This window comes from Pontibacterium granulatum (assembly GCF_029961155.1).
Lineage (GTDB): Bacteria > Pseudomonadota > Gammaproteobacteria > Pseudomonadales > Balneatricaceae > Pontibacterium > Pontibacterium granulatum.
In genome coordinates, this window is sequence record NZ_JASBRH010000003.1 from 209,774 (window position 1) to 235,959 (window position 26,186).

Below are 26,186 nucleotides of genomic sequence, written 5' to 3' on the forward strand. Positions count from 1 at the left end.
ACACCTACAAACAAAAAAGGCGCTGATGGCGCCTTTTTCTTTGCTCGCGTTGGATATGAAAGAGCCGTTACTACGGCTCCCCCTCTTCGATAATCTCCAGCGCGGAGCACTCCTCACCGAAAACCAGGCAACGTTCTTTCTTCCGGTCATCGGCAATGGTCTGGAACACCAAATCTTCGCCACTGAGCGTTGGCCCCTCTTTCTCCAGCTTGTTGAGCTGCACGTAGAACTCGGAATCCGCAGCGGGCACTACGGTTGGCGGGGGCAGAGTAGACGGCAGCGCATACGCTCGCACCTCTTCCATCGGTTCTACATCGAAAGTGCCCCGCGGTAAGCCTTTGTAGGCCACTGCGGGTTCGATGGCGAACACAATACTGCCTGTGGCAGGAGTGACATCATAGGGGATCGGATCGGGCACGGGTTGCACCTCTGCCCACGCAGGCAGAGTCATGCTGGCAACCAGCAATGCCAAACAATCCCCTCGTCGTATCACTACACAAAATCCTCCATCGGATAGATAGATTCCGCATACACCGCCAGCTCCTCCAGAATCAGGCGATCGCGGTCGCTGCAGTCCGGTCGGGCATACAGCTCATTCAACCGGGCGTAAAACGCGTTCATGGTGAGATGCCCGCTGTTGTCCGGCCCCAGCAGCTTGCGGGAACGGTACTCCTCCCAGATCTGTTGCTCTTCACTGGTCAGTATAAACGGGCAGTTGCGCGCCTTATAGCGCAGGAACATCTCCTCCAACCGTCCATCCTGGAACGGCAGATCCAGGTTCGACAGTGTTTCCGGATCGGCGATTCTCACCTGCTCCATAGACTTCTTATCGGCATCGCTGAAGAATCCGCCACTATAAATCATCAAATCCGGGTCACTTTCCGGCTCAAACGGATTATCACCAAACAACTCCATCAGCTTGTGCTGCAGACCTTGCATGTTGCGCAGGATCTGAAGATGCGTACGGCAGGTATCACCATCAATCGACAGGCGCTGCGCCTCTTCGGTGTTCAGCATGCCCGCCGGAGCGATGATTGGGCATTTGTTGGTATGAATCTGCTTCAGGGCGATGATTGGATCAGACTCTGCCAGATCCTCACGCTTGGTGTACATCAAACGCTGCAGGTCTGCCGCCGTCAGCTGCATCAGCGGAGTCGGATCAAATCGCAAGTCCCAGGCCAGCACCGCATTTTTGTTGACCGGATGGGTACCGATGGGGGCAATAACTGCCAGGTTGCCGTACTCCACTGGATAGCGGGAGGAAACGTGCAGAACTGGTTTCATGCTGACCACATCCAGCTTGGCCTGGATCGCCTGTTTGCTGCGATTCTCCAGCACAAACTGATACAGCTTCGGCTGTTTCTCACGCACCAGCTTGGCCATTTCGATCGTGGCGTAAACATCCGACAACGCATCGTGCGCCGCACCGTGGTCGATATGATTGGCTTTGGTCAGGTCTTCCAGGCGCAGGCTTGGGCTGCCATCCTCGTAGGTAGGCCAGTTGATGCCATCCGGGCGCAGTGCGCGGGTCAGGCGCAGCATGTCGATGATGTCCCAGCGCGAACACCCGTTCTGCCACTCGCGCGCGTAGGGATCATAGAAGTTGCGGTAGAGGGTGTTGCGCGTCACTTCATCGTCAAAACGCAGACTGTTATAGCCCACCCCACAGGTCCCCGGCTTCGACAGCTGTGCATGAATTTCACGAATAAACTCCGCTTCACATAAGCCTTCATCCAGTGCTTTCTGCGGGGTAATGCCGGTAATCAGGCAGGCATCCGGGTGCGGTAACAGGTCGTCGGATGGGCGACAGTAGAACATCACCGGCTCATCGATAATATTCAGGTCCTCGTCAGTGCGAATGCCGGCAAACTGCATCGGCCGGTCGCGCCGCGGATCAGCGCCGGAGGTTTCATAGTCGTGCCAGAAAAAAGTCAGCTTCGCACTCACAAGTAAATATCCTTTTGGTGTATGGAACTGGATTACACAGGCGATATAATACCCCACAGTTCATGGAGGGATCATCCGTATGTTGCATGACCAAGACCTCACTCAAGCCTGCCCTTGTCGCTCAGGCAAACCCTTCAGCTTCTGCTGCGAGCCCGCCATTGAAGGTCATAAGCCCGCGCCAACCGCTGAGGCGTTGATGCGTTCCCGCTATACGGCGTTTTCTTTGGGTGCAGTGGATTATCTGGTCGCCACCACCGCACCGGAAAAACGCCACCCGGAAGATGCGGAGATTCTAACCGAACAGGTGAAATGTACTAACTGGGTTGGTCTTGAGATCCTCTCCACCGAACAGGGTGGTATAGGTGACAGCTCTGGCACGGTCGAGTTTAAGGCATCCTTCGAAGCCGATGACCAAAGCGGCGTATTGTATGAACACTCCAACTTCCGCTGCGAAAACGGACAGTGGTACTACGTCGATGGCGACGTCGAAGTAACAATTAAGTAAGCCCTTTCAAAGAAGCTCTTTCTGCAGCACAGGATCTGTTCAACGACGGACAGATCCGCGCTCACCGGCTGACATTAATCAAGGCAAAAACTGTGGTTTTACCAACAGTTTCATCAATTCATAATAATTGAATGTCAAGCCTGTTCCTGTGACTTTTCTGCGCTAGAATAGCCTCCCCCAAGTGTTTATACGAACGTCGGGTTACTTTGTGATTTCGGGACCGGGATTGAATGTTGTTCAGATTTTTTAAACCCAAATGGCAAAATCAAAAAGCGGAAGTACGCCTGCGTGCTGTCGAAGAGATCAGCCATGACGCCCCCGATTCGAACCAGATTCTGGAGCAATTAGCCCAGACGGATCCTGACCAGAATGTACGTCAGGCCGCCACCTCCCGACTCAGCAACCTGCCGTTGCTGACCGAGATTGCCCGCAAAGAGCAGAACGAGATGATCCGCCGCTCGGCACTGGATCGCATTTGTTGCCTGACCGTGGATCAACACGTTGCGCCGATAGAGCAACGTCGTGCCGCACTGGATCTGCTGGACTCACCCAATCTGCTGACCCATGTGGTGCTGAAGTCTTCAGATCAGGCCCTACAAAGCTACGCTCTGGACAAAATCACCGATCAGCACGCCCTGGCGACCATTATCCGTTCGGCATCCCTGGCGCAACTCCGCCGCCAGGCAGCAGAAAAAATGTACGATGCCGAGCTGATCGACGCACTGATCAAGGAAACGCTTGGTCGTGATAAAACCGTCAGCCGCATCCTGCGAAACACCCAAACCGAGTTGCAAGAGGCCGAGCAGGCGATGCAAGCCCAGCAACAGCGTTGCGAGGAGCTGTGTGCATCCATTGAACAGCTGGCTAACGGCGAATACTTCCCGCAGTACGGAGCCAAACTGAATGCCCTGAAGCAGCAGTGGGAACAGAGCGCTGATAGCGCTAGCAAGGAGCAGGTCAGCCGCGCCAGCGCATCATTCAGTGCCGCGGAAGAACGCCAGCGCCAGGTTCTGGCCGAACAGGAAGCACAGCGTCTGACAGCAGAACAGGCTGCGCGCTCGAAAGCAGAACAGAAAGCCGTTATCGAAGAGCTGCGCTGTTTTGCTTCCCAACTGGTACAGAACGCAGCCCAGAGCGAACAGCCCGATGCGGTGAACGCACAGGTGCTGGGCCTGCTGAAACGTCGCTGGGAAGACCAGGAAGAAACCACGCCAGAATTGCAGAAGCGTTACCAGCGCGAATATGAGCGTTGCGCAAAACTGCTGGCAGCAACCGAAACGCTGATCGGTGAAGCAAGCAATATCCAGCTGCTGGCCCAGAAAGCCTCCGATGCCCACGCGCTAGGTACGGCTCAGCTGGAGAAACTGATTAAGCAGTGTCGCAGCAAAATCAGCGACATCAGTTGGCCGTCAGCGGAGAACAAAGCGGCCGCAGTGCGTGTCCTGGAGACAAGTCGCCGTGCACTAGAGCAGAACCTGAAACAGCTTAAACAGCAAAGTCAGTCCGAATTTAAGGCCTTTGAAGTACTGCTCAGTGAACTCGAAGAGGCCATTGCACAAGGCCAGAGTAAAGAGGCTGACCGTCTGCAGAAACAGGCGGAGCAGACCCATCACCGCCTGGGCAACAGCTGCCCGAATGCCTTGGAACGCCAGTTCCGCCAATTGACCGCTCAGGTTCAGGAGATGCAGGAGTGGCGTGGGTTTGCTGTCAGTCCAAAGAAAGAATCCCTGTGTGAGCAGATGGAAGCTTTGGTCAACAGCGCCATGGAGCCACAGCAGTTGGCGAACAAGATTCGCGAACTGCAGCAGCAGTGGAAACTGCTGGATTCAACCGACCCGGTGCACTCCCACCGCACCTGGAAACGTTTCAAGCTGGCTGCCGACGAAGCCTACAAACCGTGTGAAAAGTACTTCAATAACCAGAAGGAACTGCGCGCAAAAAACTTGCAGAGCCGCCATACGCTGTGTGATCAGTTGCAAACCTACCTGGATGCCATCAACTGGGATGACGTCAACTGGAAAGAGCTGGACGGTTTGCTGAAGCAAGCAAAGCGAGAATGGCGAGAACACAGCCCTGTTGACCGCAGCCCGGGCAAGAAAGCACAAACCCGATTCAACGAACTGCTGGAGCAGCTGGAGAACCCGCTCAAGGCCTACCGCCAGGAGAACGCTGAGCTGAAGCGTCGTCTGGTTGCGGAAGTCCAAACGTTGCTGGAGCAGGATGACCTGAGTACCGCCACCGAGGAGGTGAAGGAGATCCAGGTACGCTGGAAGGAGATCGGTCCAACCTTCCGCAACAAAGAACAGCAGCTCTGGCAACAGTTCCGTGACCTTTGCAACGATGTGTTTGATCGTTTCCACCAAACTCGCCGTGAACAATCAGAGCTGAAATCCAGCGTTTCCCTGCAGGTAAACAAGATCTGCGACGAGATGGAAGATGCTCTGTCACAGTTCATTGGCCTGCGCGCCTTGGAATCGCTGCTGGATGAGGCCGACGCGGTTTACACCGAGATGGAAGAGCAGATTTCTGACGAACTTGCTCAGGAGTTCGAGGAACTTCAGGATGCACTGGAAGACCAGCGCAGCGCTCTACTCTCCATGGTTGACGATCAGGTAAAAGCTCTGCAGCGCAAATCCATTCTGTGTGATCAGCTAGAGATGGCTCTGCTGGAAGGCGGTAACGAGGATACGCTGGCGGCGGTGCACGACGCTTGGATGGATAACATCCAGTTACCGGCGACATTCCACGATCAGATGGAAAACCGTCTGCAAACGCTGGTATCACTGACGGAGCAGGATGGCGATGCCTTGCACAGCTGCCTGACCGAACAGGAACCTCACCTGCGCCAACTCTGTATCCGTCTTGAGATTGCGCTGGGACAGCCATCCCCGGATGAAGACCAGGCCCTGCGTATGGAGTACCAGATGCAACGCCTGCAGCAAGCGCTGGCGCAGCAGGAAGAGGCCCTGAACCTGAAAGCGGTGAAAGCCCTGCGTTGCGAATGGCTCTGTGTACCCTTCAGCAACCACTACCCTGCCCTGGTACAACGCTTCGAAAAGCTGCTTAACAGCTTGCTTTAATCCTTCCCAAACTACCGCCAGTAAAAAGCGTAGGTTGGCCATCGCGGAGCGATGCCCAACAAATCGACTCAAGCAGGCCCCTTTACTGTTGGGCTTCGCGTTGCGAAGACCAACCTACAAGCGCAGTCGCTTTATCGGACCCAATCCCTCCGACAATAAACAATAAAAAACCCGCCGAAGCGGGTTTTTTATTGTGCAGCTAATCAAATGATTAGTGCATGTGCAGACCACCGTTGATGGACATGTCAGCACCGGTAATGTAGCCGGATTCAGCTTCAGCCAGGAAGCTCACAATGCGGCCAATCTCTTCCGGTTTACCGAAACGGCCCACTGGAATGGTTTTGCAGATTTTCTCCTGGATTGCTTCGTCGATCTTAGCAACCATCGGAGTCATCACATAACCTGGAGATACGGTGTTAACAGTCACGCCTTTTGCTGCAACTTCCTGCGCCAGGGCCTTGGTGAAGCCGTGGATACCTGCTTTAGCGGCGGAGTAGTTACACTGGCCGAACTGGCCTTTCTGCGCGTTGACGGAGGAGATATTGATAACACGACCCCAACCCTTTTCGATCATAGGGTTGATGACCAGACGTGTCATGTGGAACATGGAGTCCAGGTTTGCACTCAGAACTTCATCCCACTGATCCCAGCTCATTTTTTTGAACTGTCCATCACGGGTAATACCCGCATTATTAATCAGCACATCGACTGTGCCACCAGCGATCTCTTCAACGGTCGCGATACACTGAGCGCAGGATTCTGCATCAGTTACATCACCATAAGCGACCAAGATATCGTACCCTGCTTCCTTCTGCTCTGCCTGCCAGGCTTTAGCTTTATCGTGATTACCGCCACTGTTGTATCCCGCTACTACTTTAAAACCGGAATCAACCAATGAACGGCAGATAAAAGTACCCAAACCACCGGTACCGCCTGTTACAAGAGCAATCTTCTGACTCATACTCACATCCCCTTTTTAGTAATTTTCGTGAGTTTACTGGGCTTTGTAATTCTTATTCTGTGTCAATATCCCTGACTTGCTTCTGATCATAATATCAGCTTGAACAGGAAATAATATGACTTTGGTTGAATTAATTTGCCTACAGCTTATAGGGGCTATATGAAGCGGAAATGACAGAAGTAAAAGCTTTAAGAACCCAGTTTAACTTCATCTTTTTCTTGCAGACGCGCCAGGTGTCGACGCATCCAGAACCAGGCGGTCAGTGCAGTCAGTGCATTGGCGATAACCAGCCCCCCAAACATACCCTGCAAACCATACAGCTCGCTCCCCAACCACCCCAGCGGTACATAAAAGACAAACAGGCGGGTAATACTGATACGCATGGCACGTAGCGGCTGGTGCAACGCATTAAAGCTGGATGCCGTGAGGAAAGTCGCTGCCTGGAAGCCAAAGCCCACCGGTACAATGAGAATCCAGATACCGATCCAGGACTGAACATCGGTGTTATCGCTGAACACCGCAGCCACATACTCGGACGTCAGGCACAGTCCGATATAAATCAGCGCCTGCCAGATCAGTGCAAAACGGATCGCAATACGATACGCACGCACAACCCGCTCGGTGTGACCGGCACCGAAGTTCTGACTGATAAACGGTGGCAGCGTCATCGACAACGCCAGGCACGCCAGCAGCGAGAGGGATTCCAGGCGGTTACCGACACCAAACGCGGCAACGGCTTCCGCCCCATAGGTGGCCACCATCGCCGTGAGCACACCGTTCGCCACCGGCGTCATCATATTTGAGAGCGCAGCTGGCAAACCGATTTTCATCACCGCGCTCCAGTGCTGCCAGATGCGCACCAGATCGATCGATTGCAGGATCAGCAGGCCACGACGGTGGTAGAGGATATGCAGCACAATTGCACAGGTCACACCCCAGGCGATCACGCTGGCGATCGCAGCACCCTGTACACCCATGGCGGGTACCGGCCCCCAACCAAAGATCAGCAGCGGGTCCAGCACCATATTCATCGCCGACGAGAACGCCATAATCTTGGCCGGTGTCTTGGTATCACCGCTGGCACGCATACAGCTGTTGCTCACCATATTCACCACCAGAAATACGGAGCCCCAGAACCAGACTGACATGTAGGTGTTGATGTGGGGCAACAGTGTTTCCGACGCCCCCATCAGGCGAAACAGCGGTTCGATAATCAGCTGACAGCCCAGCGCGATCAGCAACGTCAGGCAAGCGGTGCTGAGCAGGTTATCGGTCGAGAGTGAACTGGCTTTCTGATGGTCACCCGAACCGATCAGACGCGCCAGTGTGGCCGACGTGCCAATCCCCAGCCCGATTGCCAGACTGGTAATGGAAAAGCTAACCGGAAAAGTGAAACCCAGTGCCGCCAGCGGCTCGGTGCCCAATTTACCCACAAAATAGATATCTGCCAGATTGAACAGCATCAAGCTGACGATACCCATCATCATCGGTACGGTCATTCGCACCAATAAAGGCTGAATCTCATCGTGCAGCAAATCGGGTTTGGCAGGCATAGCGGTTCCGGAAGAGAAAGTGGGGCTAATCCTAACCGGTATTTCGCCCTACGCAAGCAGTAATAACGAAACTCACTGTTTACCACCGTAACGGGAATAACAGCGAATAGGTCATAAAAAGCGTAGGTTGGCCTTCGCAACGCGAAGCCCAACAGATACGGAGCAATTTGGGGTAGACCGTTGGGCATCGCTCCGCGATGACCAACCTACAACCGAGTTGATTTCTCTGATCCACGCTATCTGACAATGAACCATAAAAAAGCCCGGACATCGTCCGGGCTGAACGGGAGTTACTAGTACATCAAGTAGTCGAATTAACGACCGGAGGCGCGCAGGTTCTGTACGGTGAACTTACTTGCAGGACTGAGTTTCGGATCAACCTGTCCCTTGAACTGACCAGTTGTGCAGTGGTTAGCCTGCATATCCACCATGGAGAATGCATCATCAACCGCCACACCTGTACCTTTGTTACGCGGCAGGTGGTGATCCGGGTGCGCCTGACCGATCAGCCAGCTCTTCCACATGTCACCTTTACGGTCGTAGGTGATGTTGCGCGGAATAGTGAAGGTCTGGGCATCGATAAAGTGCTGACGCTTGCTGATCGGATGGTTCGGATCCACAGGATCGGATTCCACAACATACACCTTACGAAGCTGCCAGGTGATATTCGGGAAACAACCACCCTTGCCACCGAATGCCACAACCTGGTACCCCTCGTCATCCTTGTGGGTGTCTGCATCCAGCTCCATCTCATTGTGGTTGTACATCGGCAGCAGCATGTGCTTGGTACCTTTATAGGTCCAGTTCATGTCACTGATACGGCCGTTGTAACCCTCGAAGTCCTCGATCATGATGTCGGAGCCCAGGAAGGCATCAGTCACCTGGCCGGTGGATAGACGACGTACCCGACGCTGGAAACCCAGATAGAGGTATGCGTTATCACGTTTCAGGTCGTCCTCAAAGCGGTGAATCAGCAGCTGCGTATTCTTCACATCGAACGGCTCCAGTACCTGTACGTAGATACCACGAAACAGGCTGGATGGATTCGGTGTCAACGCCGGATAGGGTTCCTGCTGAGTCCGGTGAGTGTAGTTCAGGAAGTGGAAGTTGAACTTCACGGTACGCTCTACCTTTCCGCTCTTCATATTGCGGTATTTCCAGTAAAAGGGAGAGATCGCCGCGGAGTCACCCCAGTTGTAACCGTACTTATAGTTCCAAGCGAGTTTCTCACCGGCGCGAGGATCGTCCTGGGACGGTTCTTCCGGGAATGGGCGACCGGCGTGAGCTCCTTCAATGATTCCAGGCTTATCGCCCAGCTTAACCTTACCCAAACCCGCTTTTGTGGCCTCAACATAACTCGAGTGAAGATCAAATGAAGTGGTTTCTCCTACTTTGATCTCATAATCACCGTTTTTGACAAACTGATACATCGCCGGATCAAGCACATCTTTAACAGTTTCTACATTGCTCTGGTTGATCACCATCCCGGCACTGACACCCTCTACCTTGGGCGTACCGTTTTTGTATGGATAGAAAGAATTTTCCACATCCTGCAGCGTGGCAGCGAAAGCAGGTGCAGCCAGGACACCGGTCATCGCCACACTGAATAGAGATTTTTTAAACATCATAGTTACCTTTCTTATTATCTATCAGAAGCTGTAACGTACAGTCAGCTGAATTTCATCTTCTTGGTTCGCTACACCGATAGGGCCGTTGGTGAAACGAGAAAGAGGTTCTGTCACGTTAATTCCAGGTTGACCTGCAAGGGCCGTTGCAGACCAAGGGAACTCCTGATCCCCTCCCGTTTTAACGTTCAAACCCAGGTTAATCATCCAGTGGTTATCCGGTGTCCAGGAGATGCTTGGAGCCACAACTGTCGCTTCAGCAGCAACATCATGTGCAATTATGATTTGTGGGCTAAGACGGTTGTTCATATACCAACCTTTGAACAAGAGGGTTCCGATCCAGTTGTCCTCCTCATTTGGCATATCTGCTTCATGATCAAGGATGTGCTCACCAAACAGCTGCGTAGATAACAGGAAGGCACTGCCTGTACCTAGCGACGGAATCACCATGTTCTTATCGAAACCAACAACATAACGCAGCATGTCTGTTTCTTTATGACCGTTGGTATCACGCGGAAGCTCTTCCCCCTGGGTATACACCGTTTCCAAACGCCATACCGCATCCATATCCATGGAGTAGTAGTCGATGGCACCACCCACCAGGTTGATCTTAGGGAATTTAATATCGAACACCCCATCTGACAGGAACGGCGCATTTGTCGGGCTTAATGGCGCAGTTGGGTCAAAAGCGGTGTTTGCCCGGAAGTGCAGAGAAGGCAGCTGCTGACGATAATGCAGAGCATTCAAAGAGAAGGTCACGTCACCATATACGCCTTCCCATTTCGCACCGAATTGAGTATTCCCCAGATCCCAGTCGGGCTCTTCTACGTCATGAATAATGGGCACACCCAGCGTCGATGAGGTAAAGAAACAACCCGCATCCAGAATGCGGTATGACTGGCCACAGGTACCCAGATTGCTGGGGCGGAACTTGTCAAAATTCCAGACAAGGGAGAAGTTGCTATCATCAAATACTTTGGTTGGCCCCATGCGCCACTCTGCGGTCACCATCCACTGCGGAATACGGATATCTTCCAGCTCGTCATAGATGTTGTGGCGCGAGTAGTCGACAGGGTTGATCACATCCAAGACACGGAACAGGTCGGTCTTGCCCCATACCACCTGCTGCTTACCCAGGGTCACGTTAAAGATCGTGCCACTGTCCAACTGGCGGTCAGCGCTGATGTAGAGTTCACGGATAAAATCGAGTTCGTCGTTGAACTCAGGAAACTTTGCTTCGTCCTCATCCTGATCCATGTAACCGTCCAGATTGTTACAAAGCGTAGGATTGTTTTCACAAGGAAACGGAGTTCCTGCCGTGAGCAACGCGGTTGAAAGATCCTGTCCGTGCCAGTTTGAGCCCAGATATGGCTGCGTAGCATCTTTACCGAACTCATCGTCATTCAGGTCGTAAACACCATCATAGGTAGCACGCAATGTTCCGTTGACAACGATGTTGTCCCAGCTTTCTGATTCAATCGATTTGGAGAACTCCGCCTGTCCCGTGTTACGGAACTTGGACAGTCCCACTCCGTCACGGACATAAGTGGCATTTTCCACAAACCCCGCCCATTCAGTGTCCGCGGCATACGTTGTAGGCGAACCAGCCATTGCTGACACTCCCATGGCCACTGCAAGCGGTAGTTTGCGTAATGCTGTTATTTTTTTTGTCATTATTTTTAACCCCTTCGGATTATTGGTCACTTCAGTGTTTGGACATCTACGCACAGCTCAGGCATGGATGATGCCGTCCTCGTCCGTATAGGCTTCGCAGATAAACTTCGGTTTGAAGACCAGCACCCAGCTCGGCACCAGCAGCATCGCCGCCGCACCGTTAAGCAAGACCATCACGATCAGCAACAGGGCCGCATCGGACTGGAAGCGCAGGTCAGAAAGGATTACCCACATCACAATGCCGGCGATCAGGGTGATCGCGGTGAAGCTGATGGCGAGACCAGTGGTGCTGATGGCACGTTTCACCGCAGCGCTAATGTCTTTCAGCGCCACCATTTCGGTACGGATGCGGTCCATCATGTAGATGGAGTAGTCGATACCAACCCCCACCCCTACAGCGATGATCGGTACGGTGTTGATATTGATGCCCATCTCGGTCACGCCCATATAGGCGTAGGTCAAGGTGGTGGCGAAGAGCATCGCCATAAACATCATGGTGCCCGCCATGAGGGACTGGTAGAAGAACATCACCATGGCGAAGATCAGGATGAATACCAGCGGCAGTACCCAAAGGTTGGTCTCGTAGGCCGCTTCGTTCATGGATGCCGTGACACCGATGGTGCCGCCCGCCAGACGGATGGTCAGCCCTTCCACATCGTTGCCGTGCTCTTCGATCCACTGCTTAGCCGTATGGATCGCGCGACGGATGGTCTCGCCCTGATGGTCCTTGTAGTAGAACACCAGGTTGGCGATACGCTCGTCGGTATCCACAAACTCCTTCAATGCCCCCGGAATCGGACTGGACATCATGTAGGTGAACATCAGACCACCCACGTACATCTCGTCATTCGGGATCTGTGCCCAGCGCGGATCGTCGTTGTGCAGCAGCCGGTTCACCTGCTTCACCAGATCTGGAATGCCCTTAGCACCACCCACATCCGGATCGAGCAGCATATGTGCTTCCAGGTCGGCCAGCGCTTTCAGTACTTCAGGACGCTTGATGCCGCCCTTTTCGTCAGCCTCAGCCACAATGTAGAGCTCTTCCGAACCTGGAAAACTGTCGTTCACCGCCTTGGAGCTGATGTTGTAGTCATGATCCTGATAGAGGATCGGGCTACCTGGCTCGGACTCACCGATCACTACCTTGGCGCTGAAGTACCAGCCCCCCGCCAGCAGGAAAGCTGCGACGAACAGTGCATTCTTCGCCGCGCGCTCGCCACTAATGATGCTCGCACAGGCGTAACCCACATTGCGGAAGATGTTGTGTTTAATGTCGTGCTGTTTCGGTTTTGGCAGGATCGACAGCAGCAGCGGTACGGCCAACAAGACAGTGATAATGATGGTCAGTGCCCACAGAGACGCGTAGTGCGCCAGCTTGGTGTTGAGCGGAATGGAACCGATGGCAATCAACAACAGACCGATGGCGTCGGAGACAACCCCCAGGCTGCCTGGGCGGAACAGGTTATCGAAGGTCAGACGTGCCGCCAGATGATGGTCAGAGTGGTCGTTCAGCTCCAGATAGTAACGCTCCACAATCTGGATACCGTGCGACATGGCGCGCGCCGAGATCAGAAACGGGATTACCAGACCTAGTGGGTCCAGGTTGTAACCAAACAGAGAGATGATGCCGATCCCCCAGATGGAGGACACGATTACCGCGCCCAACGGGATCAGCACGCCGTAGGCCTTACGGAAATAGAACACCAGCAGCGAGATCATGATCAACGCGGTAAACAGAAAGATCTCGATGATCTGATCCAGGTACTGGTACGCCCAGCCCACCAGCATCGGCTGACCGGTCACGTGGATCTTGATACCTGCGGCCGCTTCATCGGCACGCATCTGCTGGATCTCGTTGAAGGTCTTCTCGTAATCCAGCTGGCCTTCGTTGAGCTGCGCTTTCACCAGCGCCATTTTCATGTCCGGTGAAACCAGCGGACCGTATACGCGCGGATCGGCCACCACGTCATTGCGCAGCTGGGCCAGGGCCTCCGCATCCATCTCTTCACCTTGTGGATCATAATAGGACTTGGAGTTCACGTTGCCTTCCGGTGTCATCCATACCTTACGCGAGTTGCGGTGGGTAACACTGGCCACCAGGTTGTGGTTAATGCCCGGCAGGCTGTCCACCGCCATGGTGATGCGGTGGATCTTGGCCAACGCCTCGTTGCTGAAGATATCGCCCTCCTCCACCTCTACACCCACGATGATCACGTTGGCGCCACCGAAGGACTCCTTGATCTCGTTGTGCAGCTCGATATAGGGATGGCTCTGTGGCAACAGGTCCGCAAAGTCGGAGTACATCTTCACGCTGGGAATCTGGTACGCAAAGAACAGCGTGATCGCCAGAATCACACTCAGGATCAGTTTCGGGTGACGAAACACCGACTCATCCAGGCTATGTAAAAAGTGTGTCGCCTTATGGGCGTCTGCGGATTTTTTATCCATGATGGGTACAACCTGTTGTTGTTATTTGACGTCTACAGTGAACAGCGAGCCCCAACCGCCAGCGACCAGCAGCTGCTTCTCACTCAGCGCCTGTGCATCACGCAGATACACCGGAATCTTCGGGGAGTCGATCTGCTTCCAGCCTTTGCCATTCAGCTCAAGTACGTTGCCGTGATCGCCGGTGACAAACAGGCGTTCGCCCAAGGCGTGGAAGCTGTAGAGAGGGGATTCGGTAGGGGTTTCCTGGCGCTGCCAGCTGACACCACCATCGGAGGTGTGCAGGATCTGACCACTCAAACCCGCGGCCCAACCTTCGTCGGCCGAGGTAAAGTAAATCCCCTGCGGGTAGAAATCGTTTGGCATGAACTCGGGGGCAGACCAGGTCGTGCCGCCATCGGTACTTTTCACCACCAGCCCAAACTCACCGGCGATGATCAGGGTGTTCTCATCGATGAACGTCACATCGGTCAGTTGGGCGTCTTCCTCCAGTGAGACCTCATTCCAACTATCACCCTTGTTGCGGGAGCTGATGATGGTTGAGAAGCTGGCGGTTACCCACACACTGTTGTCTGGCCCACACGCCAGGGAGAGTGCGCTTTCCTGGGTCCCGGTGGCGGATGCACGCCAGTTGCTGCCGCGGCTATCGGCAAACCAGACCTGGCCATCCATGCCCAACGCAACAAAGCTTTGATCCGGGCAGGTTTCCACATCCACCAGGCTGGGCTGGGATGGGATCCGTTGACGATTCCAGCTGAGGGTATCGAGAGGGCTGCTCAGCACAATACCATCACTGCCCACCGCCAGGACGGTGGAATCATTGGCTGCAACAGCCTGAAATTGATCGGTACGACGAACGGATTTGGCCAGCTCTTTATCCACCCCTTCCAGATTCAGAGGGGCTTCACAACCGGTTAGCGCCAACGGCAATAGCGCTGCGACCAGAGATCCTTTGACAGATTTTGCGCGGGAAGCGTGGGAGGTAACAACAGAACTGTCCACAGCCTCGACGCATGTTTTTTTAATTATTGACGTCATCGCTTACTTCACCAAAAGTCTTGAATTGGGTGTAAAAACACCGTCTCAAGAAGGTGTGAGCAACGGGCGTGCCAGTTTCTTAGATTTCTTGAAATCCTTTACCGTACCCGGCTACAGGCCAGTCTTCACGGGCTTTGCAGCGCGACAGCGAATTATCAGAAAAAACCTAGAGGAATCGCGAATGGGATATTCCTCATTATTCGCTCAATGAGATTTAATGATTTCATCAAGCAAATCGTTTAAGCCTTAACCAAATCATCAACCGGTAAAGCTATTGAGCAAATCATTAAAAATATGACGAACCTTGATGATGGATATGACTCATGCCGTACCACGTCATCGCCAAGGTGGACTAGGGGTGAACTGCTCCAGCAGATAATCGACAAATACACGGACTTTTGCTGGCAGGTGACGACGGTGGGCATACAATAGGTGGATCTGCTGCTTATCGATTTCATACTCCTGCAGCAACGGTATCAAGCGCCCCGATGCGATCGCCTCCCCCACCATAAAGCTGGATAACCGGACGATACCCCCGCCCAGCAACGCATACTCATACAGTGCCTCGACGTTATCCGTCACAAAGCCTTGGCTGACCTCCACCAGCTCACTTTGCCCGTCACGAAAGAATCGCCAACGGTTAAACGCCTCATTAGTCGACACGCGTAGGCATTGATGCTGCTCCAGTTCGGTTGGCGTCCGGGGTTTGCCAAAACGTTCTATATAGTCGGGGCTGGCACAGACCAGTCGCTGACTCTCCCCCAACTTACGGGCAACCAGACTGGTATCTTCCAACTCCCCTAAGCGGATCGCCACATCGATCCGCTCGCCGATGAGATCCACGGAAAACCCGCTGAGCTGCAACTCGATCTCTATCTCCGGATACCGGCTCTTGAATCCGGGCAACAGGGGCAGCAACTGCTGCCGGGCAAACCCAGGGGAGCTGTTGATACGCAAGATCCCCTTGGGTATCTGACCAAAACCACTCAGCGCATCTTCCGCCGCTTCCACATCCTGCAGAATATCCAGGCAGCGCTGATAATAAACCTGCCCGCCTTCGGTCAGGCTCAAGGTGCGGGTGGTACGGTTCAGCAACCGAACCCCCAAGCGGGATTCCATCCGCGAGATCAGTTTGCTCACCGCCGACGGCGAAAGTTCAAGCTCACGACCCGCCGCTGAGAAGCTGCCCGACTTCACTGCTGCCACAAACACCTGCATCTCACTCAGTTTATCCACCACAACCACTCCAGCCCCACCTGTGAATACAATTCACAGGTTATATGACAGTTTTGATATTTATCGAAAAATAGCACAAGCGTTACGCTAAGAGCTATCCACTCTGTGGCAACTGCCCACGGATGCCATTCCAGGTATCCGGCCCCCATTGCCGGATACCTGTCTTTTTCCTCCCAACCACAGGAGAACGGACGATGACTCAACCTGTCGACGTCAAACTCTTTTTCAATTTCCGCAGCCCTTACTGGTACCTGGCCAGCAAAACACTCTGGCCGGTGGTAGACGATTTCAACACCAACTTGCTCTGGCGTCCTGTCGGCAGCTGGGATCTGCGCTCACCACCGGACCGGGCGAAAGCCAAGATGCCACTGGCCCGTCAGGATATCGCCCGCTTCGCCAAACGTATGGGCATTCCACTGACACCACCACCAGCCACCACCGATCCAACACTCGCGGGTATCGGCTCACTTTTTGCCGAAGAACAAGGCATGCTGCGCCCTTACATCGTCGAAGTGATGCGACAGGAATGGGCACATGGCAGGGATATCGGTGAGATCGATGTGTTACTTGAAGTAGCCGAAGAGATTAGTCTTAATGGCCAGGAGTTTGCGGCTTCGCTGGATTCCGCTGATTACCGGGCACAGCTACAGAAAAACGCTGAAGAAGCAGCTGAGTTGGGTGTCATCGGAGTGCCCACCTTTGTGATCGGAGACCAGATCTTCTGGGGACAGGACCGTATCGACTTTGTGCTGGATGAGCTACGCGAACTGCGTGCGACCCGCGCCTGATCCCATTCCCTCCATAAAAAGCCAGTAGGAGTCTCTCCATGTCTAACCTCCGTCTGTACGATAAACCGGAATGCCCGTTCTGCTGGAAGATACGCCTTGCTCTCTTCGAACTGGGAGTAGATATCGAGCGGATAGACTCCGCCGATCCAGCCACACGCGCACAATGGCAGGCCCTCACACCCCGCAAGACCGTGCCGGTATTAGTCCGGGATGAACGGGTGATCTACGAATCCAACGTCATCCTCGAGTATCTGCAGGATTTGACAGGACAGCTGTTACCCAAAGCGCCGGACGCTCGTGCGCAGGCGCGCCTGATCAACGCATACAGCGACGGTGTGATTGGCACAGGGTTGCGGGAGGTGATCTTTGAGAAACGGGGCAATCCACAAGCACACTGGAATATGGAACGTATCAAGCGCGGCAGCACTCAGTTTGAAGCTGCGCTTGGTTATCTAGCCGATCAGCTTGGGGATAAAACGTTTTTTACAGACAGCTATTCATTACCTGAATGTGCGCTGACAGCGCGCTTTGGGCTGGCGGAAGCGTATGGCGTGGAGATTCCTGAGCGTTTTGAAAATCTTCGGGCGTGGTTTAGCCAGATGAAGGCACGAGAGAGTTATCCGGCCACGGCACCGAAGCATTCGATCAACTGATACGTCATCCCAATTGACGGATCCGTCCGACAGAGGGATAGATCAGCTCAATCCCCTTCATCATTCAGAGCAGCAGCCCAATTAAGAGATAAAAAAGGGGACCGACAGGTCCCCAAAGTAGAGTGCGCTAATTCCTTAATATCCCACCTATCGCCCCAGCTTCTGTGCCGATTGTCCTGCGATCCCAAAATGCTGTTTAGGCATCTCGTTAATCAGGATACGGACACTTTCTGGCGGTGCATCCAGAGCCTGGACAATCGCAGCGGTCACTGCCTCGATCAGCGCTTCTTTCTGCTCATTCGAGCGACCTTCCATCATATTGATCTGTGCGATTGGCATAATGTTTCTCCACATTTGTAGCAGCCCGCTCCGAGGGCGACACAAACTTTGAAAAATGTCGCGGTCGGAGTCCGCTGCTACAGGTCAGATTAAACGAACTTACCGCTGATGGTGCCCAGATCCTGGTAGCGAACGCAGAAGGAATCCCCCTTGTTCACCTGCACCGCTGCGGTGATCGCACCGATCATGATGAAGGAGCCCGCTGGCAGTTCTTCGCCACGCTCACCCAGCATGTTCGCCAGCATCGCCACAGACGCCGCTGGATGGCCCAGTACAGCCGCACCGGCGCCGACTTCCACTACTTCACCGTTCACTTCCATCACTACACCCAGATTCTTCAGGTCCAGGTCGGCCACGTCGGCCATGCGGCCACCGGTCACAAAGCGAGAGGAGGAAGAGTTATCCGCAATCACACTTTTCAGGTCGAATTTGAAGTCCTTGTAGCGGGAGTCGATCACTTCCACCGCCGGCATTACGAAGTCGGTCGCACGCAGGACGTCGCCAATATGTACACCCGGGCCTTTCAGCGGTGCCTTGGTCACAAATGCCAGTTCCGCTTCGATCTTCGGGTGGATTAGTTCATCGTGTTTGATCTCGCCACCTTCCGGCACGGAAAAGTAATCCGCCAGGAAACCGTAGCACGGGTGCTCAACGCCCATCTGGGACATCTTCGCCCAGGAGGTCAGGCCCATCTTCATGCCAACGATCTTATTGCCGCGCGCTTCTTTACGGCGGCGGATCTCCCACTGGATATCGAACGCATCTTCGTAAGTCATATCCGGAAAGTCGTCAGTGATCTTGGTGATCTCGTACGCTTCCAGTTCGGCGTTTTCACAGTGGATCGCCAGTTCTTCGATTTGTGCTTTGGTCAGCCTATTGCCTTTAAAATCGGTCATTAGATCAGCCCTTTCTCTTTAGCCATGGTCAATGCCAGATCTTCAATCATGTCTTCCTGACCGCCCACGGTGCCGCGACGACCCAGCTCAACCAGCAGGTCACGCGCCTGGATACCGTATTTAGCTTCCGCACGCTTGGCGAACAGCAGGAAGGAGGAGTACACACCCGCATAACCCAGCGTCAGGGCATCACGGTCTACACGGATCGGTTGATCCATCAGTGGAACAACGCGGTCTTCCGCCACATCCATGATCTTGTACAGGTCGATACCGTGGTCTGCGCCCATGCGCTCCAGTACGGCCACGAATACTTCCAGAGGGGTGTTACCCGCACCAGCACCCAAGCCTGCTACAGAACCGTCAATACGTACTGCACCGGCGTCAACCGCTGCCAGGGAGTTGGCGATCGCCATGCCCATGTTGTGGTGTCCGTGGAAGCCGATCTCGGTGGTTGGGTTCAGCTCGGCACGCAGCAGACCGATCTTCTCGCTCACTTCATCCGGCAGCATGTAACCGGCGGAGTCGGTGCAATAGATACAGTTGGCACCGTAGGACTCCATCAGCTTCGCCTGCTCCAGGATCTTCTCCGGGGAGGCCATGTGGGCCATCATCAGGAAGCCCACGGTGTCCATCTCCAGCTTCGCCGCCAGGCCGATATGCTGTTCGGAGACGTCCGCTTCGGTACAGTGGGTCGCCACACGGATGGTGCTAACGCCCAGATCTTTAGCCATACGCAAGTGATCGACGGTACCGATACCCGGCAGCAGCAGCGCAGACACCTTGGCGTTTTTCATCTTGGGCACAACTGCGCCGAGGTACTCCTCATCGGAGTGGGCTGGGAAGCCGTAGTTGACGGAAGTACCGCCCAGACCGTCACCGTGGGTGACTTCGATCAGAGGCATGCCTGCTTCATCCAGACCGGTGGCGATATCCACCATCTGGTCCACTGTGATCTGGTGACGCTTGGCGTGCATGCCGTCACGCAGGCTCATGTCGTGGAGTACTACTTTTTTGTCTTTCAAATTCATCGTTAAACCCTCGATGTTCCCGTAAATGCCGCGGTTGGAGCCCGCTGCTACACTGGTTTCTCGCTCTGTAGCAGCCTGCTTTTATGCCCTTTAGGGGGCTGAGTGGCGACGTCTCGGGAAATGCATTCTTATCCGCGCGCTGGCAGCGTGATGGTTCCGTTTGCCGCTTCTTCAGCAAACATCTCTGCGGTGCGCAGACCCGCTGCAGTCATAATGTCCAGGTTGCCCGCGTATTTCGGCAGGTAGTCGCCCAGGCCTTCCACTTCCAGGAAGACGGAAACACGGTTGCCGTCAAACACAGGGCCGTTCACCAAGCGGTAGCCCGGTACATACTTCTGAACTTCCTTGATCATGTTGTGCACAGATTCGGTGATAGCAGCTTCGTCCGGTGTGTCTTTGGTCAGACAGTGCACGGTGTCACGCATGATCAGTGGCGGCTCGGCCGGGTTGATAATGATGATCGCTTTACCCTTATCGGCACCGCCCACCTTCTCGACCGCACCGGCAGTAGTACGGGTAAATTCGTCGATGTTCTTACGGGTACCAGGACCTGCGGAACGGGAAGATACGGTGGCGATGATCTCGCCGTACTCAACTGGCTGTACCTGGGATACAGCAGCAACCATCGGGATAGTCGCCTGACCACCACAGGTCACCATGTTGACGTTCATCTCCAACTCTTTGGCGTGCTGCTTCAGATTTACCGGCGGCACGCAGTATGGACCGATCGCTGCTGGGGTCAGGTCGACCATAATCACTCCCAGCTCGTTCAGCTTGCGGCTGTTCTCTGCGTGTACGTATGCAGAGGTTGCATCGAAGGCCACACGGATATCGTCTTCGATCACGTGGGGCAGCAGGCCGTCTACCCCTTCAGCGGTGGTCTTGATACCCATCTCCTTGGCACGTTTCAGACCGTCGGATTCCGGGTCGATGCCCACCATCCAGACAGGTTCGATCCACTCGGAGCGGAACATCTTAATCAGCAGATCGGTGCCGATGTTACCCGGGCCGATAATGGCCGCTTTTAATTTTTTACTCATTCTTCTCTCACCCTTTAACAGTCATGCGGGGCGATAGGCGCTCGTTGGCGTCTATCTGTTATACGAAGCGTACGGAGGCAGAACCGATGCCACCGATGCTGACACTCATGTGGTCACCGGCCTGAACCGGTTCCAGCGGTACCAGAGAACCGGACAGGATCACTTCGCCCGCCTTCAGTGGGATACCGAACTCACCCAGGGTATTGGCCAGCCATGCTACGCAGTTCACCGGACTACCCAGTGCGGCTGCACCCGCACCGGTGGAGATTACGGAACCGTTCTTTTCCACCACCATGCCGCAGGTCGCCAGGTCCACTTTGCGTGGATCTACCGCCTTGTCGCCGAGGATGAACAGACCGCAAGAAGCGTTGTCTGCTACGGTGTCTTGGATCTTGATCTGCCAGTTTTCAATGCGGGAATCGACCACTTCAAAACACGGGATCACACAGTCGGTCGCTGCCAGTACATCGGCGTTGGTGACACCCGGTCCCATCAGGTCTTTTTTCAGGATGAAGGCGATCTCACCTTCCGCTTTTGGCTGGATCAGTTGCTCGCTGATCGGCATCTCCTGACCCTGGCTGTACGCCATTTTGTCAGTCAGGTAACCGAAATCAGGCTGGTGCACGTTCAGCATGTTCTGAACCGCTTTGGAGGTCACACCGATCTTTTTACCGATGATCGCCTCACCCGCTTCCACACGACGCTCGATCATGCGCAGGGAGATGTTGTAGGCATCTTCGATGGTGATGTCGTCGTAGCGTTCGGTGAACGGGCGCAGGGTTTTCAGCTGCTGCATCGCGTCGAACAGTTCGTCACCACACTGGATAATTTGTTCTTTGTTCATATCTGGTCTCTTCTCAGTTGCCCGTTTTGTTCGGGAAAGCTGGGGTCAGATTCAATCGCGAGCCTTTGTAGGGCAGGCTTCAGCCTGCCGGCACCCTGAAGGGTGCCCTACAATATGAAGCGGATGCTCTTAAGCTCGAGCTTTTGTGTAAGGTTTCCTAAAGCACGCCCTACAGCTTTATGCAGACGTTTTTCAACTCGGTATAAAACTCCAGGCCGTGGATACCACCCTCACGGCCGATTCCGGACTGCTTGGCACCACCAAAGGCAGTGCGCAGGTCGCGCAGGAACCAGCTATTCACCCATACCAAACCCACATCCATGGATTCCGCTACGCGGGTAGCGCGGGAGGTGTTCTCGGTCCAGACGGTGGCCGCCAGGCCATACTCGGTGTTGTTGGCCAGCTCAATCACTTCCTCTTCGGTATCGAAAGGTCGGATGTGGCAGCAAGGGCCAAAGATCTCTTCAGTCACGGTGCGGGAATCGTCGGCAAGACCGGTCCAGATAGTTGGTTCAACCCAGGCCCCAGCGTTCAGTGCTTCACCCATATCCGGGATACCTCCGCCGGTTACGACTGTTGCACCCTCTTCCACCGCCAGGCGGTAGTAGGACAGCACTTTCTCTTTGTGCTCTTGGGAAACCAGTGGTCCGAAGTCCACGTCGGCATCTTCGGGCACACCCAGTTTCAGCTTCTCAGCCCCCTCTTTCAGGCGCTGTACAAACTCTTCAAAGATCGGGCGTTCCACGTACACGCGCTCGGTACCCAGACAGACCTGACCACAGTTCACGAAGGCAGAACGCATGGTGCCTTCGATCGCTTTGTCCATATCGCAGTCGGCAAAAACGATGCCCGGGTTCTTACCACCACACTCCATGGAGATGTTGCGCAGACCCACAGACGCTGCACGCATGATGACCTCCCCGGTTTTGGTTTCACCGGTGAAAGTGATCGCATCCACATCTTTATGGGCGGTCAGGAAAGCACCGGCAGAGTCGCCGCCAAAACCGTGCACCACGTTGTACACACCCGCAGGCACGCCACACTCGTTCATCACTTCACCCAGCAGGGTTGCAGTGGCCGGGGTTTCTTCGGACGGTTTCACCACCACGGCGTTACCACAGGCCAGTGCAGGCCCGACCTTGAAAGTCATCAGCAACAGCGGCAGGTTCCACGGGCTGATTACTGCAACTACACCTTTTGGCTTGCGGTGACCGTAGTTCAATGCGCCCTGACCATCCGGCGTGTCCAGTTTGAACGCTTCAGTCGGGTGGTTGGCCAACGTTTCGGAAAACGCCTTGAAGTTAGCTGCGCCGCGCGGGATATCGATATGAGAGGCGATCTTGCGTGGTTTACCGGTGTCCTTACACTCGGCGTCCAGGAACTCCTCAAAACGCTCGTTGATACGATCCGCAACACGGTTCAGCAGCTCGATACGAGCGGCTTGGGTCATCTTGCCCCAAGGTCCGTTCATGGCAGCCTTGGCCGCCGCGACCGCCGCGTCCACTTCAGGTTCACCGGCTTCGTGAACCATGCCGATCAGGCTGTTATCAACAGGGTTACGGTTTTCGAAAGACTTACCACTGGCAGAGCTGACAAACTCCCCGTTGATAAAGTGCTTAAACTCTTTCATTTGAAATTCTCATTCAGATGGCTATCTGGGTATATATCTGGCCTGTACGAAGCTCGGCGTTACCCGGCAACAGCAGATCCACGCCAACATCTGTCGACGTGGGAACAGCCGCTCTGATCAGGTCAGTACTGTCAGGAATCGATCGTTGAGGGCACGATCGTGGTAGAAGATCGCCTTACCCAGCTCGTCGGCGGTCCAGGTCACGGGCTCATGATCCGGGTAGTGATAGTCGCCACCGCAGAACACTTCGGAGCGGTTACCGGACGGATCAAAGAAGTAGATGGTTTTACCGTGGGTCAGGCCATGGCGGGTTGGGCCGATATCCAGGGATACGTCTTCCATGGAGATCAGGTCAGCCGCGCGCAGCACATCTTCCCAGGTATCCAGGAAGAATGAGGCATGGTGCAGCTTGCCCGGCTCAGGACATTCGATAAACGCGACATCGTGAGCTTTCATACCCACAGTCAGGAACAGCGCTGGACGCTTACCCTCATCGTCAATCACCTGCTCAGCGATATCAAAACCGAGGACCTCCTGGAACATCTTTACCGTGCCTTCGATGTTCGGCCCGTACAGCAGACAGTGGTCGAAACGGGTCGCCTTCATCCCTTTCAGGTCACGCGGCCAGGCTTCCGGGTTCACGTTTTTAACACCCCATTTGCCGGTCTGCTCTTTCTCGGCGAAGATCTCGAACATGTGTCCGGTTGGAGAATCAAAGCGCACGCGACGGCCGCAACCGTTCAGCTCGCCGGCCGGAATCTCTTCCACCTGGCAGCCATACTCTTTCAGCTCCTGTTCCAGCTGTTCCAGTACCTGATTGTTCAGCACCTTGTAGGCAACAAAGTCCATACCAGGCTCATCCGCTTCACGCAGCACCACAGAGAACTTATCCACCTCGGTCCAACCTTTCAGGTAGACACGACCCTGACTGTCGGTTTCGACTTCAATCAGGCCCAGTAGATCACGGTAGTGTTCCAGAGCTTCTTTCATATCCAGCACACGCAGCTGGATATGACCTGGGCGCATTACACCTTTTTTCATCTCATTGTCCTCGGTTTTATTATTTTGTTTGTATAGTCGCCGGGTCGTAGTGGTCAGACTCAATCACCATCTCGCTGCGGGGGAAGATGCGGCACGCCAGGGCGTAACCACTGTTTTCCTCAGCTTCGGAGATATGTGCACGGCTCATCCGCTTACGCTCGTACTCCCCCTTGAGGACACGAATCTTGCAAATGCCGCAACCGCCACCACGACAACCGATATCGATGGCATGAGCACCACTGCGCTCCATGCCCACCAGCAAGGTCTTATCTTCTCGGCACTGGTATTCCTCGTTGCGGTTCACCACCTGAACGCGATGAACCCGAATATCCACTGCCGTCGTCTGAGTGTTCATCCGCCACACCCACTATCAGATGCGCTTAAACAACGCAGACCGGGTCTGGTCTTCCGCCCCATCTGCGGCGGTGACAAAACGTTCCATGTGGATATCCCGCTCGAACAGGCGCCCCTGCATCAGGGTGGTGATCGCTGCGTCAATCATCGGAGGCGGTCCACACAGGTAGGCTTTGTGGCCACTGAACCTGTTATCGAAGTGGTCTTTCACCGCTTCGTGCACAAAGCCGGTAAAGCCTTCCCAGTGATCATCCTCGGTCGGTTCGTTCAGCGCCGGGATGTAGTGGAAGTTGTCATGCTCCGCCGCCAGCTGTTCAAAGATTTCGCGGTTATAAAGCTCGGCCACGTTGCGCGCCCCCTGGAACAGGTAGATCTGACGCGTATCGCCCTCTTCCAGCAATTCCAGAATCATCGACTGCGGACTGGAAAGACCGGATCCACCAGCAATAAAGATCGCATCCTGATCGTCAGACTTACGAGTAAAGAACTGACCGTAGGGACCGGACACATCCAGGGTGTCGCCCACCTGCAGCTGTTCATGCAGATAGGTGGTACCGGCGCCGCCCGGCACCAGACGCACATGCAGTTCCAGCGTTTTGCTGTCGGACGGTTTGTTGGCGATGGAAAAAGCACGGGTGCCCTCAACACCAGGGATATGCAGATTGATGTACTGACCGGCCTGGAACTCCATCTCGCCATCCAGCTCGAAGAAGAATCCCTTGATGGTTGGCGACAGGTCACGGATCTCGGTCACGGTACCGACAAAATCACGCACCGGGTGACCGGCGAAGTCAGGGTCCACATCGATATCCGCTTCGATGGTCACGTCGGATTCCGGCATGGCACAACATGCCAGTACTACACCGTCGTCCCGTTCAGACTCCATCAGCGCGAATGGGGAGGCATCCCCCACATCCACATCACCGTCGGTCACGGTGCATTTACAGGTACCACAGGTGCCGTGACCACAGGCGAATGGCAGCCATACGCCCTGGCGCAGTGCTGCGTCCAGAATGGTCTGGCCCTCATCGACCTCAATCACTTCACCGGTCGGTTCTACGGTTACTTCGTAAGTCATAACTGGTTACCTCCCGCTATCAGACGCCCGCACCCTGATAACCATTCAGGTCGGGGGTGCTGAAACGCAATACGGATTTGTGGCCAATGCCCTGATCTTTCAGCGCCACATCCGCCTGTGGCGTGAATGGATTCCCATCCAGCATCCAGCTCACGTTATCCCAATCGATCTGTTCAAATTCCGGATGCAAACTGAAGGTCTCAGGCATCACCTGCGTACGCAGTGCTTCGAATGTCATCTCCGGCGGCAGTGGGTATGCAAACGGCGCACAGAACATCAGGTGGTGATCCCACCCCACGTACACCACCTGGTTGCCACCAAAATTCTCTACTTTGTCGAGTACTTCGCCTTTGTAGTCAGGCGTAATTGCTTTAACAGCCATGGTCGTTCCTCACTTCGGTCAGGACGCGGGACAAACCCACCGCGCCCGC

At 54.6% G+C, this 26,186-nt stretch carries 23 protein-coding genes; 4 read left to right on the forward strand and 19 right to left on the reverse strand.

The features are described 5' to 3' along the window. Window positions 1-70: 70 nt before the first annotated feature. Complete coding sequence (locus tag QKW35_RS04265; RefSeq protein ID WP_282350984.1) at window positions 71-472, reverse strand: hypothetical protein; 402 nt, start codon at window positions 470-472, stop codon at window positions 71-73. A gap of 20 nt (window positions 473-492) precedes the next feature. Further along, on the reverse strand, window positions 493-1,947 hold the full coding sequence (gene sbcB / locus QKW35_RS04270) for an exodeoxyribonuclease I (RefSeq protein WP_282350985.1): 1,455 nt from the start codon (window positions 1,945-1,947) through the stop codon (window positions 493-495). 79 nt (window positions 1,948-2,026) lie between these two features. On the opposite strand from sbcB, the gene QKW35_RS04275 reads away from it, so the two are divergent. After that, the gene (locus tag QKW35_RS04275) at window positions 2,027-2,452 is read left to right on the forward strand and encodes a YchJ family protein (protein WP_282350986.1); all 426 of its coding nucleotides are present in this window, start codon (window positions 2,027-2,029) and stop codon (window positions 2,450-2,452) included. 230 nt (window positions 2,453-2,682) lie between these two features. Further along, window positions 2,683-5,532 carry a DUF349 domain-containing protein gene (locus QKW35_RS04280; RefSeq protein ID WP_282350987.1) on the forward strand — a complete coding sequence of 950 codons (2,850 nt, stop codon included), beginning with the start codon at window positions 2,683-2,685 and terminating at the stop codon, window positions 5,530-5,532. A 211-nt stretch (window positions 5,533-5,743) separates the two neighbouring features. On the opposite strand, the gene phbB is transcribed toward QKW35_RS04280, so the two are convergent. The 7 genes from phbB to QKW35_RS04315 all read right to left on the reverse strand — a co-directional run bounded on the left by phbB (window position 5,744) and on the right by QKW35_RS04315 (window position 16,064). After that, entirely contained in the window at window positions 5,744-6,493 is a 750-nt protein-coding gene (phbB, locus tag QKW35_RS04285; protein WP_282350988.1) for an acetoacetyl-CoA reductase, read from the reverse strand. Window positions 6,494-6,681: 188 nt separating this feature from the next. Continuing rightward, window positions 6,682-8,046 (reverse strand): MATE family efflux transporter, encoded by a 1,365-nt coding sequence (locus tag QKW35_RS04290; RefSeq protein WP_282350989.1) that lies wholly within the window; start codon window positions 8,044-8,046, stop codon window positions 6,682-6,684. Between the two features lie 314 nt (window positions 8,047-8,360). Continuing rightward, window positions 8,361-9,674, reverse strand: a complete 1,314-nt coding sequence (locus QKW35_RS04295; protein ID WP_282350990.1) for a DUF1329 domain-containing protein — start codon at window positions 9,672-9,674, stop codon at window positions 8,361-8,363. A gap of 21 nt (window positions 9,675-9,695) precedes the next feature. Continuing rightward, window positions 9,696-11,282 (reverse strand): DUF1302 family protein, encoded by a 1,587-nt coding sequence (locus QKW35_RS04300; RefSeq protein WP_282350993.1) that lies wholly within the window; start codon window positions 11,280-11,282, stop codon window positions 9,696-9,698. 120 nt (window positions 11,283-11,402) lie between these two features. Further along, window positions 11,403-13,793: an efflux RND transporter permease subunit gene (locus QKW35_RS04305; RefSeq protein WP_282350994.1), complete on the reverse strand. Its 2,391-nt coding sequence runs from the start codon at window positions 13,791-13,793 to the stop codon at window positions 11,403-11,405. Between the two features lie 21 nt (window positions 13,794-13,814). Beyond that, window positions 13,815-14,792 (reverse strand): WD40/YVTN/BNR-like repeat-containing protein, encoded by a 978-nt coding sequence (locus QKW35_RS04310; protein ID WP_282350995.1) that lies wholly within the window; start codon window positions 14,790-14,792, stop codon window positions 13,815-13,817. Between the two features lie 372 nt (window positions 14,793-15,164). After that, window positions 15,165-16,064 carry a LysR family transcriptional regulator gene (locus QKW35_RS04315; RefSeq protein WP_282350997.1) on the reverse strand — a complete coding sequence of 300 codons (900 nt, stop codon included), beginning with the start codon at window positions 16,062-16,064 and terminating at the stop codon, window positions 15,165-15,167. A 194-nt stretch (window positions 16,065-16,258) separates the two neighbouring features. Between QKW35_RS04315 and QKW35_RS04320 the strand changes: the two genes are divergently transcribed. Both QKW35_RS04320 and QKW35_RS04325 read left to right on the forward strand, forming a co-directional pair. Beyond that, window positions 16,259-16,852, forward strand: coding sequence for a 2-hydroxychromene-2-carboxylate isomerase (locus tag QKW35_RS04320; RefSeq protein WP_282350999.1), 594 nt, complete (start codon window positions 16,259-16,261; stop codon window positions 16,850-16,852). Window positions 16,853-16,890: 38 nt separating this feature from the next. Beyond that, complete coding sequence (locus tag QKW35_RS04325) at window positions 16,891-17,505, forward strand: glutathione S-transferase family protein (protein WP_282351000.1); 615 nt, start codon at window positions 16,891-16,893, stop codon at window positions 17,503-17,505. Window positions 17,506-17,652: 147 nt separating this feature from the next. Here the strand turns inward: QKW35_RS04325 and QKW35_RS04330 are convergent, their stop codons facing one another. The 10 genes from QKW35_RS04330 to QKW35_RS04375 form a co-directional block, all read right to left on the reverse strand. Further along, the gene (locus tag QKW35_RS04330; RefSeq protein WP_282351001.1) at window positions 17,653-17,844 is read right to left on the reverse strand and encodes a 2-hydroxymuconate tautomerase; all 192 of its coding nucleotides are present in this window, start codon (window positions 17,842-17,844) and stop codon (window positions 17,653-17,655) included. Between the two features lie 89 nt (window positions 17,845-17,933). Then, on the reverse strand, window positions 17,934-18,740 hold the full coding sequence (gene dmpH / locus QKW35_RS04335; RefSeq protein WP_282351002.1) for a 2-oxo-3-hexenedioate decarboxylase: 807 nt from the start codon (window positions 18,738-18,740) through the stop codon (window positions 17,934-17,936). Beyond that, complete coding sequence (gene dmpG, locus QKW35_RS04340; protein ID WP_282351003.1) at window positions 18,740-19,768, reverse strand: 4-hydroxy-2-oxovalerate aldolase; 1,029 nt, start codon at window positions 19,766-19,768, stop codon at window positions 18,740-18,742. Before dmpG ends, dmpH begins: the two co-directional genes overlap by 1 nt. 128 nt (window positions 19,769-19,896) lie before the next feature. Beyond that, window positions 19,897-20,808, reverse strand: coding sequence for an acetaldehyde dehydrogenase (acetylating) (locus QKW35_RS04345; protein ID WP_282351004.1), 912 nt, complete (start codon window positions 20,806-20,808; stop codon window positions 19,897-19,899). Between the two features lie 58 nt (window positions 20,809-20,866). Continuing rightward, entirely contained in the window at window positions 20,867-21,652 is a 786-nt protein-coding gene (gene dmpE / locus QKW35_RS04350; protein ID WP_282351006.1) for a 2-oxopent-4-enoate hydratase, read from the reverse strand. A gap of 169 nt (window positions 21,653-21,821) precedes the next feature. Beyond that, on the reverse strand, window positions 21,822-23,282 hold the full coding sequence (locus QKW35_RS04355; RefSeq protein ID WP_282351008.1) for a 2-hydroxymuconic semialdehyde dehydrogenase: 1,461 nt from the start codon (window positions 23,280-23,282) through the stop codon (window positions 21,822-21,824). Between the two features lie 117 nt (window positions 23,283-23,399). Next, window positions 23,400-24,323 carry a catechol 2,3-dioxygenase gene (locus QKW35_RS04360; protein ID WP_282351010.1) on the reverse strand — a complete coding sequence of 308 codons (924 nt, stop codon included), beginning with the start codon at window positions 24,321-24,323 and terminating at the stop codon, window positions 23,400-23,402. 19 nt (window positions 24,324-24,342) lie between these two features. Next, window positions 24,343-24,678, reverse strand: coding sequence for a 2Fe-2S iron-sulfur cluster binding domain-containing protein (locus QKW35_RS04365; protein ID WP_282351011.1), 336 nt, complete (start codon window positions 24,676-24,678; stop codon window positions 24,343-24,345). A 15-nt stretch (window positions 24,679-24,693) separates the two neighbouring features. Beyond that, window positions 24,694-25,755, reverse strand: a complete 1,062-nt coding sequence (locus QKW35_RS04370; protein ID WP_282351012.1) for an NADH:ubiquinone reductase (Na(+)-transporting) subunit F — start codon at window positions 25,753-25,755, stop codon at window positions 24,694-24,696. 19 nt (window positions 25,756-25,774) lie between these two features. Continuing rightward, window positions 25,775-26,137, reverse strand: coding sequence for a phenol hydroxylase subunit P4 (locus QKW35_RS04375; protein ID WP_282351013.1), 363 nt, complete (start codon window positions 26,135-26,137; stop codon window positions 25,775-25,777). Window positions 26,138-26,186: the final 49 nt, after the last annotated feature.